General features: G+C 68.5%; 13 protein-coding genes. 1 reads left to right on the top strand and 12 read right to left on the bottom strand.

Annotated elements, in window-relative coordinates; all coding sequences use genetic code 11:
• Positions 1-105: 105 nt before the first annotated feature.
• The 12 genes from ACFVM3_RS10830 to ACFVM3_RS10775 all read right to left on the bottom strand — a co-directional run bounded on the left by ACFVM3_RS10830 (position 106) and on the right by ACFVM3_RS10775 (position 11,680).
• Entirely contained in the window at positions 106-762 is a 657-nt protein-coding gene (locus ACFVM3_RS10830; protein WP_378437614.1) for a hypothetical protein, read from the bottom strand.
• Positions 763-812: 50 nt separating this feature from the next.
• A complete protein-coding gene (locus ACFVM3_RS10825) occupies positions 813-1,379 on the bottom strand; it encodes a hypothetical protein (RefSeq protein ID WP_378437612.1) in 567 nt (188 codons plus the stop codon).
• Positions 1,376-1,879: a hypothetical protein gene (locus ACFVM3_RS10820; protein ID WP_378437611.1), complete on the bottom strand. Its 504-nt coding sequence runs from the start codon at positions 1,877-1,879 to the stop codon at positions 1,376-1,378. The genes ACFVM3_RS10825 and ACFVM3_RS10820 overlap by 4 nt, the downstream gene beginning before the upstream one ends.
• The gene (locus ACFVM3_RS10815) at positions 1,864-3,057 is read right to left on the bottom strand and encodes an MCE family protein (protein WP_378437609.1); all 1,194 of its coding nucleotides are present in this window, start codon (positions 3,055-3,057) and stop codon (positions 1,864-1,866) included. Before ACFVM3_RS10815 ends, ACFVM3_RS10820 begins: the two co-directional genes overlap by 16 nt.
• Positions 3,057-4,112 carry an MCE family protein gene (locus ACFVM3_RS10810; protein WP_378437607.1) on the bottom strand — a complete coding sequence of 352 codons (1,056 nt, stop codon included), beginning with the start codon at positions 4,110-4,112 and terminating at the stop codon, positions 3,057-3,059. Before ACFVM3_RS10810 ends, ACFVM3_RS10815 begins: the two co-directional genes overlap by 1 nt.
• Positions 4,112-5,104: an MCE family protein gene (locus ACFVM3_RS10805; protein ID WP_378437605.1), complete on the bottom strand. Its 993-nt coding sequence runs from the start codon at positions 5,102-5,104 to the stop codon at positions 4,112-4,114. The genes ACFVM3_RS10810 and ACFVM3_RS10805 overlap by 1 nt, the downstream gene beginning before the upstream one ends.
• Positions 5,101-6,090 (bottom strand): MCE family protein, encoded by a 990-nt coding sequence (locus ACFVM3_RS10800; protein ID WP_378437604.1) that lies wholly within the window; start codon positions 6,088-6,090, stop codon positions 5,101-5,103. Before ACFVM3_RS10800 ends, ACFVM3_RS10805 begins: the two co-directional genes overlap by 4 nt.
• The gene (locus ACFVM3_RS10795; RefSeq protein WP_378437602.1) at positions 6,087-7,094 is read right to left on the bottom strand and encodes an MCE family protein; all 1,008 of its coding nucleotides are present in this window, start codon (positions 7,092-7,094) and stop codon (positions 6,087-6,089) included. The genes ACFVM3_RS10800 and ACFVM3_RS10795 overlap by 4 nt, the downstream gene beginning before the upstream one ends.
• The gene (locus tag ACFVM3_RS10790; protein WP_378437600.1) at positions 7,091-8,356 is read right to left on the bottom strand and encodes an MCE family protein; all 1,266 of its coding nucleotides are present in this window, start codon (positions 8,354-8,356) and stop codon (positions 7,091-7,093) included. Before ACFVM3_RS10790 ends, ACFVM3_RS10795 begins: the two co-directional genes overlap by 4 nt.
• Complete coding sequence (locus tag ACFVM3_RS10785; protein ID WP_378437598.1) at positions 8,353-9,204, bottom strand: MlaE family ABC transporter permease; 852 nt, start codon at positions 9,202-9,204, stop codon at positions 8,353-8,355. The genes ACFVM3_RS10790 and ACFVM3_RS10785 overlap by 4 nt, the downstream gene beginning before the upstream one ends.
• Positions 9,204-9,998 carry an ABC transporter permease gene (locus ACFVM3_RS10780; RefSeq protein ID WP_126733552.1) on the bottom strand — a complete coding sequence of 265 codons (795 nt, stop codon included), beginning with the start codon at positions 9,996-9,998 and terminating at the stop codon, positions 9,204-9,206. Before ACFVM3_RS10780 ends, ACFVM3_RS10785 begins: the two co-directional genes overlap by 1 nt.
• A 686-nt stretch (positions 9,999-10,684) precedes the next feature.
• On the bottom strand, positions 10,685-11,680 hold the full coding sequence (locus ACFVM3_RS10775) for an LLM class flavin-dependent oxidoreductase (RefSeq protein ID WP_378437596.1): 996 nt from the start codon (positions 11,678-11,680) through the stop codon (positions 10,685-10,687).
• Positions 11,681-11,865: 185 nt separating this feature from the next.
• On the opposite strand from ACFVM3_RS10775, the gene ACFVM3_RS10770 reads away from it, so the two are divergent.
• Positions 11,866-15,651, top strand: coding sequence for a helix-turn-helix domain-containing protein (locus ACFVM3_RS10770; RefSeq protein ID WP_378437620.1), 3,786 nt, complete (start codon positions 11,866-11,868; stop codon positions 15,649-15,651).
• Positions 15,652-16,035 lie beyond the last annotated feature (384 nt).

The following is a 16,035-nucleotide window of genomic DNA, read 5'->3' as shown; positions in this document are numbered from 1 at the left end:
GTCGTGAAGGGCCCCTTTGAGACCTTCATCGTCTCAAAGGGGCCCTTCACGACATCACCACGACCGCGACCACTCGCGTGAGCGCCTGTCCGGTGTCCTACGCCCTCACAGGTTCGACTTCATGCTCAGGTTGATCGTGTTGTCCGGCCCCGAGATCAACGCCCCCAGCGCGAGGTCGTTGATGAAGCAGTCCTTGAACTCCGGGATGGTGAACGTCCCCGAAGACGGGATGGTCGGCGCGAACAGGTCGACGTTCTTCGACACCAGGGTCAGGTCCAGCGGCTTGACCGTCTTGCAGGCGTTCGGCACCGTCGGCAGCGGGATGACCGGCCAGAACAGGCCGACCACGATGTTGTCGATCAGCATGTTCGCCTGCGAATGAGTGGTCAGGTCGCCGTTGGCGAGCGTGCCGGTGACCGGGCCGGTCGGCTCGATCCGCACGCGGGCCTTGATCTTGAAGACGCCCGAGACCAGCGAGATGTTCGCCGTCGAGGGCGGCAGGGCCAGATCGCCGCGGATGCCGACGTTGTCACCGTCGATGACGAGGGCGCCATCGAGCTGGCCGGGGCCGAGAGCGAGGCTGCCGCCGGTCTTCTTCACCGTGGTCGTCCCGGTGACGGTGTAGGACACCGGGATCTCCACCGGGTCGTCCGCGAGGGCCGGGGTCGCGGCGAGGCTGCCGGCCATGGCGAGCGCGGACGTGAGTGTGACGACCGTGCCGAGACGGCGACGGGCTGTTTTCGGGCGCGTTCGACCGAACATGGGTTTCTCCTCGTTTTCTCTCCTGGTTTACAAAGCGGACGAATGGGGGATCATCGGGGAACGAGGTCGGTGATGACCCAGTTGTCGCCTTCACGTTCCGCGGTGATCGAAAGCTGCGCCGCGGCCGTCGTCGAAGAATTGTTGTCGGCACGGGTGGCCGCTTGATCGAGGAATACCAGCAGCCTCGCTTTACCGTCACCGAGTTCCTGGACGGCGGATGAGGAGACGCGGGTGGTGAGAACGAGTTTCTGTGCCGGGGCCTTTTCCCTGACTTGGGCGAACAACTGGTTGTACGACTCCAGCGCCTTGCCTCTGAGCACCGACGCGGCCGCCTTTTCGGTGGCGTCGGTCCGGTCGTAGGAATAGGAGAAGATCTTGTCGAGCGCCACGGTCACCGCGGAGTTCACCTCGGCGGTCGCGCCGACGTCGGTGAGCGCGGTGTTGGCCGCCGACGGCGCCGCAGAGATCGACCTCGCCTCCAGCGTGAACCACGCCCCGGCCCCGACCAGCACTGCCGCCGCCACCAGCAGGATGAGCGGCAGTTTCGGGCGGCGCGACGGCTTCTCGGCGACGACCTCGGCATCGGATTCGACGGAAGTTTCGGCCGTGGCGGTCATCGCGCACCCACCGGCAGCTGGTCGAGCGCGCTGAGCTTCCAGCCCTCTTCCGTCCTGGTCAACCCGGCGGCGAACCGGTTGCGCTTCGTCGTCGGTGCCGCGCCCTCCTTCGCCATCGTGATCTCCACCGACGCCAGCATCTTGGCCGTTCCCGCGTGGTCGTCCAGCTCGCTGATCGCCGCGTCGAGCACCTTGCCCGTCGAGACGGTCGCGTCCTTGGTGAGCGTCCGTTTCGTCGCGTCGTCGGCCTTGCCCAGCTGATCGCGCAGCGGGCCGGTGGACGCGGCGAGCCAGTCGGCGATGCCCTGGTCGACGCGGTGGTGGTCAAGGCTGGTGAGCCGGGCGACGAGTTCGCGCCCGGACTTCAGCGCTTCGTCGCGCGAGTTCCCGTAGGCCACGGCCTCGGAACCCGTCGCGGTGAACCAGGTGTACCCGGCCCAACCCGCGAAAGCGCAGGCCGCGGCGAACACGGCGATCGCGATCTTCAGTTGCGCAGCCACAACATCTCCTCGAGGCTGGTGGACGTCGGCTGGCCGTCGGCGCCGAAGCCGCCGGGGATCGCGGCGGGCGGGACGCCGCCCTTCGGCGCGTTCTGCGAGCCTCGGACCGAACTCGCGTTGCCCCTGTCGAGCGTGCACGCGGCACCGGTGTTGAACGGCAGTGCCGAGACTTCCGCGCTGCTGCGGATCTTCGTGCCCTCGTAGCCCTTGGTGCAGGGCATGGGATCGAAGAACGTCAGGACCAGCCCGATCTTCCCGGACTGCTCGTCGACCGCGGCGTCGACCGCGGACACGGCCTTCGGCGTGTTGATCAGCAACTGCCGGAGGCCGTCGGTGCGGGCGGAGAACACGTGCGACGTGGTGAGCAGGTTCGCCAGCAGGATCGGCAGGCCCGGTTCGTTGTCCCGCAGCAGACCGGAAAGCTGGGTCGCCGCGTCGGGTGCCGTCGCGATCAGCCGCCGCAGGTCACCGTCCGAACGGGACAGCTGCTCGGCGAACTGCTTGGCGTTGCCGCTGAACTGCCGCCACGCCTGCGACGAGTCGACCTGCGTCTTCAGCACGGTCGAGCCGTCGGTGATCAGCTTCTCCGTCTGCGGCAGGTGGTCCGCGGCCTGTTTCGTGAAGTCGGTGGTGGAGTCCAGCAGCACCTGGAGGTTCGCGCCGGAACCGCGCAGGGCGTTGTCGAGTTCGTCGACCACGGTCCGCAGGTCATCGGTCGGCACGGACGCGGTCAGCGCGTCCAGGTCGGTCAGCAGATGCTGCACCGGCAGCGGAACGGCCGTCGCCTCGCGCGGGATGACCGAACCTTCGGCGAGGTACGGCCCGTCGCCGGTCCGCGGCTGGAGGTCGACGAACTGCTCGCCCACCGCGGACCGGTTCGCCACGACCGCCCGCGAGTTCGCGGGGATCGGGGGCGCGTCGTCGTCGATCACCAGATCGGCTTCCATCCCGTCGTCGGTGAGCCGCAGTTCGCCGACCCGGCCGACGGCGACGCCCCGATAGGTCACCTCGCCGTTGGTGAACAGGCCGCCGCCGTCGGTCAGCGCGAGCTTCACGGTGTACCCGCCCGCCCCGAAAAGCCGGCCGAGGCCCGCGTAGCTGGCTCCGACGAACGCCGTCGTCGCCAGCGCGAGGATGACGAACGCGATCACCTGGATCCGGACACGGGTGGTGAGCATCAGCTACCTCCGGAGGACGGCAGCGGCAAGGTCGGGAGCCCCGGCGGGACCCCTTCGCCAGGGGGAGGGAGCTCGACACCCGGCGCGGGGATGACCGAGGCGTAGACGTTCAGGTAGTCGCCCTTGATGCCGTCGCGGACGGCGTCGGTGAACGGGAACGTCGGCAGGATCTCCAACGACTTGGGCAGGCTCTCGCCGGCGTCGGCCAGCCGTTTCAGGATCGGCGCGAGCGCCGTGAGGTCCGCGACGAGATCGGCCCTGCTCTTCTTGATCACGTCGACGCCGACCTCGGAGAGCCGGTCCAGCGACTGCAGCATCGAGACGAGCTGGGTGCGCTGGTCGGAAAGGCTCTGGAGGCCGGGGGTGAGGTCGGTGAGCGCGCCCTCGACCTGCTGCTTCCGGTTCGCCAGTGTCGTGGAGAGCTGATTGAGCCCGTCGAGCGCGGAGGTGATGTCGGACCGGTGCGTGTCCAGATTGGACACCAGCTGTTCCACAGTGGACAGGAACGAGCGGATCTCCTCCTCGTTGCCGTCCATCACCTTCGACAGCTCCCGGTTGATGGTCTGCAGCTGGCCGATCCCGCCGCCGTTGAGCAGCAGCGACAGCGCGCCGAAGACCTCTTCGAACTCGGGGTTGCGGTTCGTGCTCGCGACCGGGATCACCCCGCCGTCGCCCAGCCTGCCTTCGGCCTTCGCCGCGCTCGGGGCGAGCTCGATGAACTTCTCGCCGAGCAGGCTGGACTGCCGCAGCCGCGCGATGGCGTTGGCGGGCAGGTGGACGTCACCGTTGACGGCCAAGACGGTCTCGGCCGTCCAGCCGTCCTCGCCGAGCCGGATCTTTTCGACCCGGCCGACCGGGACGTCGCCGACCTTCACCGCGGCCTGGGGGACCAGGTCGAGGACGTCGGCGAACTGCACGGTCACCCGGTACGGATGGTCGCCGATATCCGCGCCGCCGGGGAGCGGCAGGTCGTAGACGCCCTTGAAATCCGAGGAACAGGCGCTGAGCGCGACACAGCACGCGGCGAGGACGACGATAGACCGTTTCCTGGCCATCAACGCCCCCCGGTGTAGGTGTCGCCGGCGACGGGCAGCGGGAGCGGGGCGTATTCGAGCATGTTGCCGCGGCTTTGGAGCTTGCCGGTCTTCGGGTCGACGGCTTCGAGCACGTTCGTCACCGCCAGCGGGATCGTGTCGAGGGTTTCGGCCAGCGCGGCGCGCTTGTCGACCAGCGTCCCGGTTGTCACCGCGAGCTTGTCCACATTGGACTTGATCAGCGCGCGGTTGTCCTTGATGAACTGCTGGATCTCCGCCAGCGCGCCGCCGAGGCCGTTGAGCGCGCGGGCGAGCTCGTCCTTGTTCCGCGCGAGTGTCCCGGTCACCGAAGCGAGCTGCTTGTTGACCTCGCTGACGTTCCGGTCGTTGGTCGCCAGCATCGAGGTGAACCGCTGGAGTTCGTCCACGGTGGCGAACAGGTTCTGCGAGTTTCCGGACAGGGTCCTGGCGAGGTCGGCGAAGTTGCGCACCGACTCGTTGAACGGCTTGCCGTTGCCCTGGAGGTTCTTCGCGCCGGTGCGCAGCAGGTCCGAAAGCGCGCCGTCGGCGTTCGCGCCGTTGGGGCCGAGCGCCTTGGCGAGGGTGTCGAGGCTGGAGTAGAGCTGGTCGAGTTCCACCGGCGTCCCGGTGCGCTCGACCGGGATCACCGCGCCGTCGTCCAGCCGGTTCCCGGCGCGGGTGAGCTTGGTGAACTGGACGTAGCGGTCGGCCACCACGCTCGGCGCCACGACCAGGACGTTCGTGTCGGCGGCGATCGGGGTCGACCCGTCGACGGTCAGCACGACCTTGACCCGTTCTCCTTCCGGGTCCACCGATTCGACCTGGCCGACGCGGACGCCGAGCACCCGCACGTCCGATCCGCTGTAGACGCCGACGGCGCGCGAGAAGTACACGGTGACGCGGTCGAGCCCGTTGCCGGAGAAGATCCACCAGAGCCCGCCGACGACGGCCAGCGCGAGCACGAGCGCGAGGGTGACGAATCTGCTGATCACCGGCCACCTCCCGGGATCGGCGCGGTGCAGGGATCGCGGTTCTCCGGGACGAGCCCGCACAGATAGCCGTCCACCCAGCGTCCGTTGCCGAGCGAGTTGTTCACCACGCGGAAGTACGGCGCGGCGAGTTCGAGGCTCTTGGCGAGATTGTCGTTCTGCCGCTGCAGGATGTCGGTCACCTCTCCGAGCTGGCTGAGCGCTCCGCCGAGCTGGTCCTTGTTGTCCTTCACCAGTCCCGAAAGCTGGGTGGCCAGCTCCTGCGAGCCGGTCAGCAGGTCGTGGATCGCCTGCCGCCGGTTGTCCAATTCGGTCAGCAGCAGGTTGCCGTCCGAAAGGAGTTTGGCGAAGTCGTCGTTCGAGTTCGCCAGCGTCGTGGTGAGGCCGTGCGCGTTGGACAGCAGACTGGCGAGCTCGTTGTCCCTGGAGGACACGGTCTTCGACAGCGATGTCAGCCCTTCGAGCGCCTTCTTGATATGCGCGGGCGAGTTCTTGAACGTGTCGCTGAGCGTGGTGAAGCTCTCGGCCAGCTGATCGGTGTCGATGGCGCCCGCGGTATCGGCCAGCCCGTTGAACGCCTCCGTGACGTCGTACGGTGTCACGGTCCTGGTACGCGGGATGACCTGCTTCGGGTTCTGCACCGTCTCGCCGGTCGGGCGCAGCGCGAGGAACTTCCGGCCCAGCAGGGTCTTGATCTTGATCTCGGCGGCGGTCCGGTCGCCGATCCAGGCGTCCTTGACCCGGAAGCTGACCACCACGTGGTCTTCGGCGAGCCGGACGTCGCTCACCTCGCCGACCTTGATCCCGGCGATGCGGACTTCGTCGTCCTGCTGCAACCCGGCCGCTTCGGAGAATTCGGCCTGGTAGGTGGTCCCGGAGCCGATGATCGGCAGGTTCTCGTAGTTGAGCGTCGCGGTCAGCACCGCGGCCGCGACGGCGCTGCCGACGAGACCGACGACGATCGGGTTCCGTTCCTTGAAGGGTTTCACGACGTGCACCTCTCCGCCGTCGCCGGGACCCCGCGCGGAGGTTTGGTCTGCAGGACGGACGAGCACAGGTAGAAGTTCATCCACGATCCGTAGGAACCGATCCGGCCGAGGTCGTTCAGCTTCCCCGGGAGCACCGTCAGGAAGCGGTCGACCTCGGCCTTGCCGGTCTCCGTCGTCAGCTGACCGGCGAGCAGGCCCAGCCCTTCGATACTGTCCTTGAGCGGTTTCCTGCCCTGTTCGAGCAGACCGGCCGTGGCGGTGGTGAGGTCCGCGAGCCCGGAGACGGCCTCCCCGATCTCGGTGCGGTCACCGGCGAGCCCGGCGACCAGCTCCTTCAGTGTGGAGACCAAAGTGGACAGTGCGTCGCCCTTGCCGTTGATGCTCTTCAGCACCGTGTCCAGGTTCGTGATCACGTCGCCGATCACCTTGTCGCGGCCGGCGAGCGTGGTGGTCAGCGAACCGGTGTGCGCCAGCAGGCTTTCCACCGTGCCGCCCTCGCCCTGCAGCACCTGGACGATCTCGCCGGAGAGCTGGTTGACGTCCTTGGGCGACAACGCCTGGAACAGCGGTTTGAAACCGTTGAACAGTTCCGTGAGATCCAGCGCGGGCGTCGTGCGCTCCAGCGGGATCTCCGCGCCGGGCTCCAGGAGCTCGCGGGTGCCTTTGCCGCGTTCGAGCGCGATGTAGCGCTGGCCGACCATGTTGCGGTACTTGATCACCGCGGTCACGTCGGCGGGCAGCCTGCGCTGGGAGTCGAGGGAGAACCGGACGCGGGCCAGGCTGTGGTCGGCGATCTCGAGTTCCTCGATCTGGCCGACGCGGACCCCGGAGATCCGCACGTCGTCGCCGACGTTGAGCGACGTGGCGTCGAGGAACTTGGCGCTGTAGGTCTTGGTGTCGCCGAGGCCGGTGTTCGTGATGGACACCGCCAGCAGCACCGTCGCCAGCGTCGTGACGACGACGAAGATCAGCCCCTTGATCAGCGGGCTCACGAAGTTCCTCATCGCAGGGTCACCTCCGTGCCCCGGTAGAGCGGGCCGACGAGCACGCTGCCCCAGGCGGGGACCTGCGCCGCCGGGACGCCGATGGACGGCGCGACCAGTGTGGAGATCAGTTCCCGTTCCTGCGGCGAGTTCGCCAGGCCGAGGTCGCCCTGCGCGCCAGGGAGCGCCGCGGTCCTCTCGCCGGTCGCCACGATGCCTTGGCTCATCAGGCCGTTCGACGGGTAGCAGCGCGGTTCACCGGTGGCGTTGTAGACCGGGTCGTCCTTGCCGGGGACGTATTTGCCCCGGGGCTGGCTGACGGTGATCTCCGCGTGCAGACCGGGCTCGTCGGTGCCCGCGCCCAGCACCCTGTCCATCTGCGGCTTCAGCTTGGCCATCGCGTCCAGCGTGCAGGCGAAACTGGGCGAGTACTTCGCGCCGAGCTCCAGCGGCGCGCGGCTGTCGGCGGCGAGCGCGATGATGTTGGCGCGGTTGTTGGCGAGGAACGTCGTGACCTGTTGGGAGGACGACGTCACCTGCTGGTACACCGACGCCAGCTCGGCCCGTTTCTCCTTGACTGTGTCGAGCGTGACGGCCGAGGCGCTCAGCGCGTCGAGCAGATCCGGCGCGATGTCGCCGTACAGCTTCGAGACCGTGGCGAGGTCGCGGATGCTGTCGTTGAGCTTCGGCAGGTTCGGGTTGAAGTCCTTCAGATAGGCGGCCGCGGTGGCGAGCGTGTCGCCGATCTGGTCGCCGCGGCCCTCCAGCGCGGTGGCGACGGTGGTCAGCGTGGTCGCGAGCTTCTGCGGTTGGACGGCCTTGAGCAGGGGCAGCAGGTTGTCGAAGACGCGTTCCAGTTCGATCGCGTTGGCCGAACGGTCCTGGCTGATCACGTCACCGGAGGCGAGCGGTCGCGCCTTCGGCCCGTCCGGAATGGACAGTTGCACGTACCGCTCACCGAACAGCGTCTTCGGCACGAGCAGCGCGGACACGTTCCTGGGCAGCTTCGAGACCTTGCCGGGTTCCATGGCCAGGTCGATTTCCGCGCCGCCCGGCGTCGCGCGGACGTCACGGATTTCGCCGACCACCACGCCACGCGCCTTGACCTGCCCGCCCGCGCGCAACTGGTTGCCGACGCGGTCCGCCTGCAGCGTCACCGGCACGGAGTCGACGAAATCCTTCCGGTAGATCTTGATCGACAGCAGCACGAGGGCGGACATCACCACGAGGAACAGCACCCCGGCCGTCCTGACCCCGGCTTTGCGCAGCCCGCGCCTGCTCATCCGGCCACCTGCACCGTCGTGGTCGCGCCCCAGATCGCGAGGCTGAGGAAGAAGTCCAGCACGCTGACCGCCACGATCGCCGTCCGCACCCCGCGGCCGACCGCGACGCCGACGCCCGCCGGCCCGCCGCTCGCGCGGAAGCCGTAGTAACAGTGGGCGAGCACGATCACGACGCTGAACACCAGCACCTTGCCGAACGACCAGAGCACGTCGCCCGGTGGCAGGAACAGCAGGAAGTAGTGGTCGTAGGTGCCCGCGGACTGGCCGTAGAACCAGACGGTGATCTGGCGTGACGCGAGATACGAGGTCAGCAGGCCGATGGCGTACAACGGGATGACCGCGAGGAAACCCGCGATGATCCGGGTGGTCACCAGGTACGGGACGCTGGGGATGCCCATCACTTCCAGCGCGTCGATCTCCTCGGAGATCCGCATCGCGCCCAGCTGCGCGGTGAACCCGCAGCCGACCGTGGCCGACAAGGCGAGCCCGGCCACAAGCGGCGCGATCTCGCGGGTGTTGAAGTACGCGGAGACGAACCCGGCGAACGCCGACGTGCCGACCTGGTTGAGCGCCGAGTAACCCTGGAGCCCGACGACCGTGCCGGTGAACACGGTCATCCCGATCATCACGCCGATCGTGCCGCCGATGACCGCGAGGGCGCCGCTGCCGAAGCTGACTTCGGCCAGCAGGCGGGTGATCTCGCGGAGATAGCGTCGTATCGCGCGCGGCACCCAGGCGAGCGCCTTGAGGAAGAAGAGGATCTGGTCGCCGAGCGTGTCCAGGAACCCGAACCGGCGATCGACGGCTTCGCGGACCCGCGTCGCGCGGGTGGGTGTCGACGTGACCATCAGCTGCCCTTCGCCGGGACGAGCTGCAGGTAAAGCGTCGTCAGCACGAGGTTCAACAAGAACAGGAGCAGGAACGTGATCACCACGGATTGGTTCACCGCGTCACCGACGCCTTTCGGGCCGCCTTTCGGATTGAGCCCGCGATAAGAGGCGACGATCGCCGCGACGAAACCGAAGATGACCGCCTTGATCTCGCTGATCCAGAGGTCCGGAAGCTGCGCGAGAGCGGAGAAACTGGCCAGATACGCACCCGGTGTCCCGTTCTGCATGATGACGTTGAAGAAATAGCCGCCGAGGACGCCGACCACACTGACCATTCCGTTGAGGAATGCGGCGACCCCCATCGCGGCGAGGACCCTCGGCACGATCAGGCGCTGGACGGGGGAGACCCCGAGCACCTCCATCGCGTCGATCTCCTCGCGGATCGTGCGGGATCCGAGATCCGCGCACATCGCCGAACCGCCGGCGCCCGCGATCAGCAACGCGGTCACGATCGGGCTGGCCTGCTGGATGATCGCCAGCACGCTGGCCGCGCCGGTGAAGGACTGCGCGCCGATCTGCGCGGTCAGCGAACCGATGTGCAACGCGATCACCGCGCCGAACGGGATCGCGACCAGCGCCGTCGGCAGGATCGACACACTCGCGATGAACCAGAACTGCTGGATCAGCTCGCGCGCCTGGAACGGCCGCCGGAAGGTCAGGCGGACGACGTCGAGGCCGAGTGAGTAGAGCCTGCCGGTCTCCCGGATCGCACCCGCGCCGGGGAATGAGGGTGCGTTAGTCCGGACGCCCACGCCGACCCTCCCGTTTTCCGGGCACGGCGAATACACCCCAGCTTGCGCAATTCCTTTGCTCCGAATGGCGGAACGGAATCGTTGAATAGGATCAACGGGGTGTTACCGTGCTGTTTGCTACTGGTCGGTACGCTAATCACGCGCCTGCCTGGTGACAAGAACTTCGGTGTGATCAAGACGTCACGTCCTGGTAACCGGAGAATTCTTGTTCTTTTGTGACAAAGGCGGGCGGGGGTCTTGTCCGTTCTTTCGTGTCCGGTGGCGCGTTGGTCCATTCGTGGCGTGGGCGTGCCGCTTGACCGTGAAGGCCTCCTTGAGGGACCCAGACAGAGTCCCTCAAGGAGGCCTTCACGGAACGGGCCCGGGGTGCCGTGTGGCCAAGGAAGTCCGTGAGGGCCTCCTTCCCCGCCCTCAAGGTACGCAAGGAGGCCCTCGCAGCGTGCCGGACGGCCGACGAACGCCATGAACGGTCCTTTACTTGCAAAATTTGCAAGTAAAGGACCGTTCATGGCGCCGGGACGGCCGAAGCGCGTGAAGACCCCTCGTTCGGCTGAACCGAGGGAGGGGCTCTTCGCCGCTCGCCGCGGGCAGGCCCCTGGATGCCATGAAGGGGCCTTTCATACAAAATTTGCTATGAAAGGCCCCTTCATGGCATGGGCGGGCGCACCCGGCCGCCCGAGGAAGCCTCAGCGCGCCAGTTCGGAGACCAGTTCGTACGAGCGCACCCGGTCCGCCTGGTCGTGCACCATGGTCGTGATCATCAGCTCGTTCGCGCCCGTGTCGGCCAGCAGGGTCTCGAGTCCCTTGTGGACCGTCTCGGGCGAGCCGATGATGCTGCTCGCGGCCCGGTCCTCGATGAACACGCGCTCGATGTCGGTGTACGGATAGGCCGCGGCCTCTTCCGGCGTCGGCAGCGGGATGGGGCGGCCCTTGCGCAGGCTGAGGAACGTCAGGCCGCTGGGGGCGGCGAGGTACTGGGCCCGCTCGTCGGTCTCGGCGGCCACCACGGAGACGCCGAGCATCACGTACGGCTCGTCGAGGACGTCCGACGGTTTGAACGAGTCGCGGTAGAGCGCCACGGCGGGAAGGGTGTTCTCGGCGCTGAAGTGGTGCGCGAACGAGAACGGCAGGCCCAGTTCGCCCGCCATCCGCGCGCTGAAGCCGCTCGACCCGAGCAGCCACACCGGCGGTTTGTTGCCTTCGGCGGTCACCGCGTTGACGGCGCGCTGGTCGGAGTGCTCGAAGTAGCCGAGCAGTTCCGCGAACTGCTGCGGGAAGTTCTCCGCGGTGAGCCCGCCGGGGCCGCGCAGCGCGAGCGCGGTCCGCTGGTCGGTGCCGGGGGCCCGCCCGATGCCGAGATCGATCCGGCCGGGGTGGAACGCCTCCAGGGTGCCGAACTGCTCGGCCACCACCAGTGGTGCGTGGTTCGGCAGCATGACCCCGCCGGAGCCGACCCGGATACGTTCGGTGGCGGCCGCGACCTGACCGATCATCACGGCGGTCGCGGAGCTCGCGATACCGGGCATGTTGTGGTGCTCGGCGAGCCAGTACCGGTGGTAGCCGAGGGCTTCGGTCCGGCGCGCGAGGTCGAGGGTGTTGCGCAGCGAATCCGCGACGCCGCCTCCGGCCACGACGGGCGAGAGGTCGAGCACGGACAGCGGGATGTCAGGCAAAGAGGTCACGCGTCGGTACAACGCCGCGGGCCCCCGATCCCTTCCCGCGCCTGTCGATCGATCGAAATTAACCGACTCGATGTACCCGGTACTCGGCGGAGTTCCCCCGTTTCCACGGTACGGTTGCCCCCAAATGCGAGTGTGGGAAAACCACTGAAAAGAAAGGATTAAGGGTGCCGCGTCCGGAACGACCGCTGGACCCCGGGGATGATCCGTTGCTGAGGTTCGCCGCCGATCTTCGGCGTCTGCGGGAGAAGGCCGGAAATCCGACGTACCGGGAGTTGGGCAGGCGCGCCCACTACTCCGCCGGCACCCTCTCCGAGGCCGCCGGCGGGAAGAAGATGCCCAGCTTGGCGGTCACGTTGGCCTACGTCCGGGCGTGCGATGGCCCTGAGGGGGAGTGGGAGGCGCGATGGCACGACGTGACCGAGCTGACGCGCACCGGAGTCGAAGATTTACCGGTTGCCCCGCCGAATGGGGAATCGGTCCCTTATATCGGTCTGACCGCATTCGGGCCGGATGACGCGAGCCGATTCTTCGGTCGCGAACGGCTTGTCGGAAAACTCGTCACGCGGCTTTCGAGTCAACGATTCTTGGCCGTTCTGGGGGCTTCGGGTTCCGGCAAGTCGTCCTTGCTCCGGGCGGGGCTCCTCCCGGCCGTCGCCGAGACCTCGGTCACGCTGCTGATGACCCCCGGGTCGCGGCCGCTGCAGGAGTGCGCCGTCCAGTTCGGCGCCGCGCTCGGGCTCCCGCCCGGCGGGCTGCTCGCGGAGTTCACCGGACATCCGCGCAACCTCGGCCTCGCCGCCCGTCAGCTGGTCGCCGACCGCGACGGCGACGTCGTGCTGGTCGTCGACCAGTTCGAGGAGGTCTTCACGCTCTGCCAGGACACCGACGAACGGACGGCCTTCCTGTCGGCGCTGGTCACCGCGACCACCGAGCCGGAGAGCCGGACCAGGGTCGTCCTCGGCATCCGCACCGACTTCTACACCCACTGCGCGCGGCATCCGGAGCTGGTCGAGGCCATGCAGGACGCGCAGATCCTCGTCGGCCCGATGAGCACCGAGGAGCTGCGGCAGGCCATCTCGCGGCCGGCGATCGACGCCGGGTACCGCGTCGAGAACGCGCTGGTCTCGCGGCTCGTCGCCGACGCGACCGGGCAGCCCGGCGTGCTCCCGCTGCTCTCGCACGCGCTGCTGGAGACCTGGCGCCGCCGTCACGGCAACACCCTCACCCTCACCGGCTACGAGTCCACCGGCGGGATCGAACGGTCGGTCGCGCAGACCTCCGAGCACACCTTCACCGCGCTGACCGAACACCAGCAGCGGCTGGCGAACCAGATCTTCCTGCGGATGACCGCGCTCGGCGAAGGCACCGAGGACACCAAACGCCGCATCACCCGCGACGAGGTGGACGCCGACGACCCGGACGTCGCCGTCGTGCTGGACAGGCTGGCGTCTTCGCGACTGGTCACGCTCGACGACAACGGCATCGAGATCGCGCACGAAGCGCTGATCCGGGGCTGGCCGCGCCTGCGCGAATGGCTCGCCGAGGACCGCGAAGGCCTGCGCGTGCACCGCCAGCTCACCGAGGCGACCGACGCGTGGGAATCCGTCGGCCGCGACGACGGCTGGCTCTACCGCGGCGCGCGGCTGGCCATCGCCAGGGAGTGGGCCGGCGAGCACGACAGCGCGCTTTCCCAGCGTGAACGCCGCTTCCTCGAGGCGAGCGTCGCGATCGAGAACCACGAGCAGGCCGTCGCCCGGCGCCGCACCCGGCGGCTGCGTCAGCTGGTCGCGCTCCTCGCCGTGCTGCTCGTGCTGGCGACGGCCGCGACGGTGTACGCGGTCCGCGCCGAGCAGACCGCGACCAGCCAGCGCAACAGCGCGCTCGCGCAGAAGGTCGCGGGCCAGGCCATCGAGATGCGGACGACGAATCCGGCGCTGGCCGCGCAGCTCGCGCTGGCGGCGTACCGCGTCCATCCGAGTGTGGACACCCGCGGCAGCGTGCTCGGGATGTTCGAGTCGCCGTACTCGACCCGCGTCCGCGGGCACGGCCACCGCGTCAACGCGACCGCCCTGCGCGGCGACGGCCAGGTGATGGTCACCGGCAGCTGGGACCAGACGGCCAAGCTGTGGGACATCAAGGATCCTCATCGCCCGAACGAGCTGGCCACGCTCTCCGGCCACACCGCCAACGTCAACTCGGTGTCCTTCAGCGCCGACGGCGCCGCGGTCGCGACGGCAGGCTGGGACAAGACCGCGCGGCTGTGGAACGTCGCCGATCCGGCGAAACCGGGGCAGAGCGTCCTGGTCGGGGAGCATCCGAGCCGGGTCAACGCGGTGGCGTTCAGCCCGACGGCGGCGGTGCTCGCCACCGCGGACGGTGACGGCACGGTGCGCCTGTTCGACGTCCGCGATCCCGCGAATCCGGTTCTGTCCGCCACTCTCCCCGGCCACACCGGCAACATCAACGGTCTCGCCTACGCTCCCGACGGGCGGACGCTCGTCTCGACCGGCGCCGACAAGGTCGCGCGGTTGTGGGACGTCGCCGATCCGCTCCAGGCCAAGCCACTCGGAGTGGTGAGCGGGCACACCGCAGGGGTCCATTCCGCGACGTTCAGCCCGGACGGCCGGACGCTCGCCACCGCGAGCATCGACCAGACCGCGCGCCTGTGGAACGTCACCGACCCGATGGCGCCGTCGCCGCTCGGGACGACGGCCGCACACAAGACGATCGTGCGCTCCGTGGCGTTCAGCCCGGACGGGACGACGCTGGCCACCACCGGATTCGACCGCGCCGCCCGGCTGTGGGACGTGACCGATCCGGCGAAGCCACGCGAGAAGCCGTCGCTCGTCGGTCATACCGCGGCCGTGGTCTGGGCGGTGTTCTCCCCGGACGGCCGCACACTCGTGACCGCGAGCGACGACCAGACGGTACGGATGTGGGATCTGCCGGGTCCCGCGATCAGCGGTCCGGCGAGGTCGGCCTGCCGGGCGGTGTTCAGCTCGGACGGGAAGCTGCTGGCCACCGGCAGCCAGGACGGCGTGGTGCGCCTGGTCGACGTCTCCGACACCCGGAACCCGCGTGAGGTGGGCAAGGTCGCGGGCTTCGGCCAGGGGGTCTGCGGTCTGGCCTTCAGTCCGGACGGGCGGACGCTCGCCGCCGGCTCCTGGGACCACACGATGCGGCTGGTCGACGTCACCGATCCGCGCAAGCCGGTCGACACCGGCGTGTTCTACCGCCCGTCGGACGAGATCGACCCCGTCGCGTTCAGTCCGGACGGCCGGACGCTCGCGACCGCGGGGTCCGGGCACACGGTGAAGCTGTGGGACGTCTCCGACATCCGGCGGCCCGTCGAACTCGCGACGCTGACAGGGCACGAGGACGACGTCCATTCGATCGCGTTCAGCCCGGACGGCCGCACCCTGCTCAGCGGCGGATGGGACCACACCGCCCGGCTGTGGGATGTCTCGATGGCGAAGCCGCTGTCGGTGCTGAAGGGGCACTCCGACACGGTGTTCTCGGTCGCCTACAGCCCGGACGGCAAACTCGCCGCCACCGGGAGCGCCGATCGCACCGGCAGGCTGTGGGACGTGACGAATCCGGCGGCCCCGCGGGAGGCGGCGCTGCTGGCCGGGCACACCGACAACGTCATCTCGGTCGCCTTCAGCGGGGACGGGAAGACCTTCGCGACCGGCAGTTACGACCGGTCCGTGCGACTATGGGACGTCTCCGATCCGGGATCCGTCCGCGAATCGGCGAACCTGACCGACGACGTCGACCGGGTCAACGCCGTGGCGTTCGCCCCCGATGGGCACACCCTCGCGGGCTCGGTCGCGGACGGCAGCGTGCGGTTGTGGGAGACCAGCCCCGAACGGGCCGCCGAACGCATCTGCGCGACGGTGTACCCGCGGATCACGGCGGACGAGTGGGAACAACACCTGCCGGGGCTCGATTACGCGCCCCCGTGCCCGTGACCACGGCCGATACGTTGTTCGGCGTTGTTGTTCGGTGGGATCGCCGTGACACCGAACAACGAAGAGGCGCTAGAAATACCCCTGGACGTGCGATGCGTCCCCACATCGTTCACTCACCGGGGGTCTGAAGGGCTCCTTCAGGGCATTCACCAGTGTCCTGAAGGAGCCCTTCAGCTTTTCCGCCCCCTCGCGTGTATGTTCCGCCCCCAATCACGCGAGTCACGCCCTCCGTCACGCGAGTTGCGCCCCCAAACACGCGAGTTGCGCCCCCAATCACGCGTGTCGTCCGTTCAATCACGCGTGTCGTCCGTCTGATCACGCGTGTCGTCCGTCGAGGCACGGCGAACTCGCGTGATCAGGCGCCGAACTCGCGTGATTGAAGGC

The sequence above is a fragment of the Amycolatopsis sp. NPDC057786 genome (assembly GCF_042797905.1).
GTDB lineage: Bacteria > Actinomycetota > Actinomycetes > Mycobacteriales > Pseudonocardiaceae > Amycolatopsis.
Note: the sequence above shows the minus strand (reverse complement) of the source record. Positions and strands in the feature narration are given on the sequence as shown.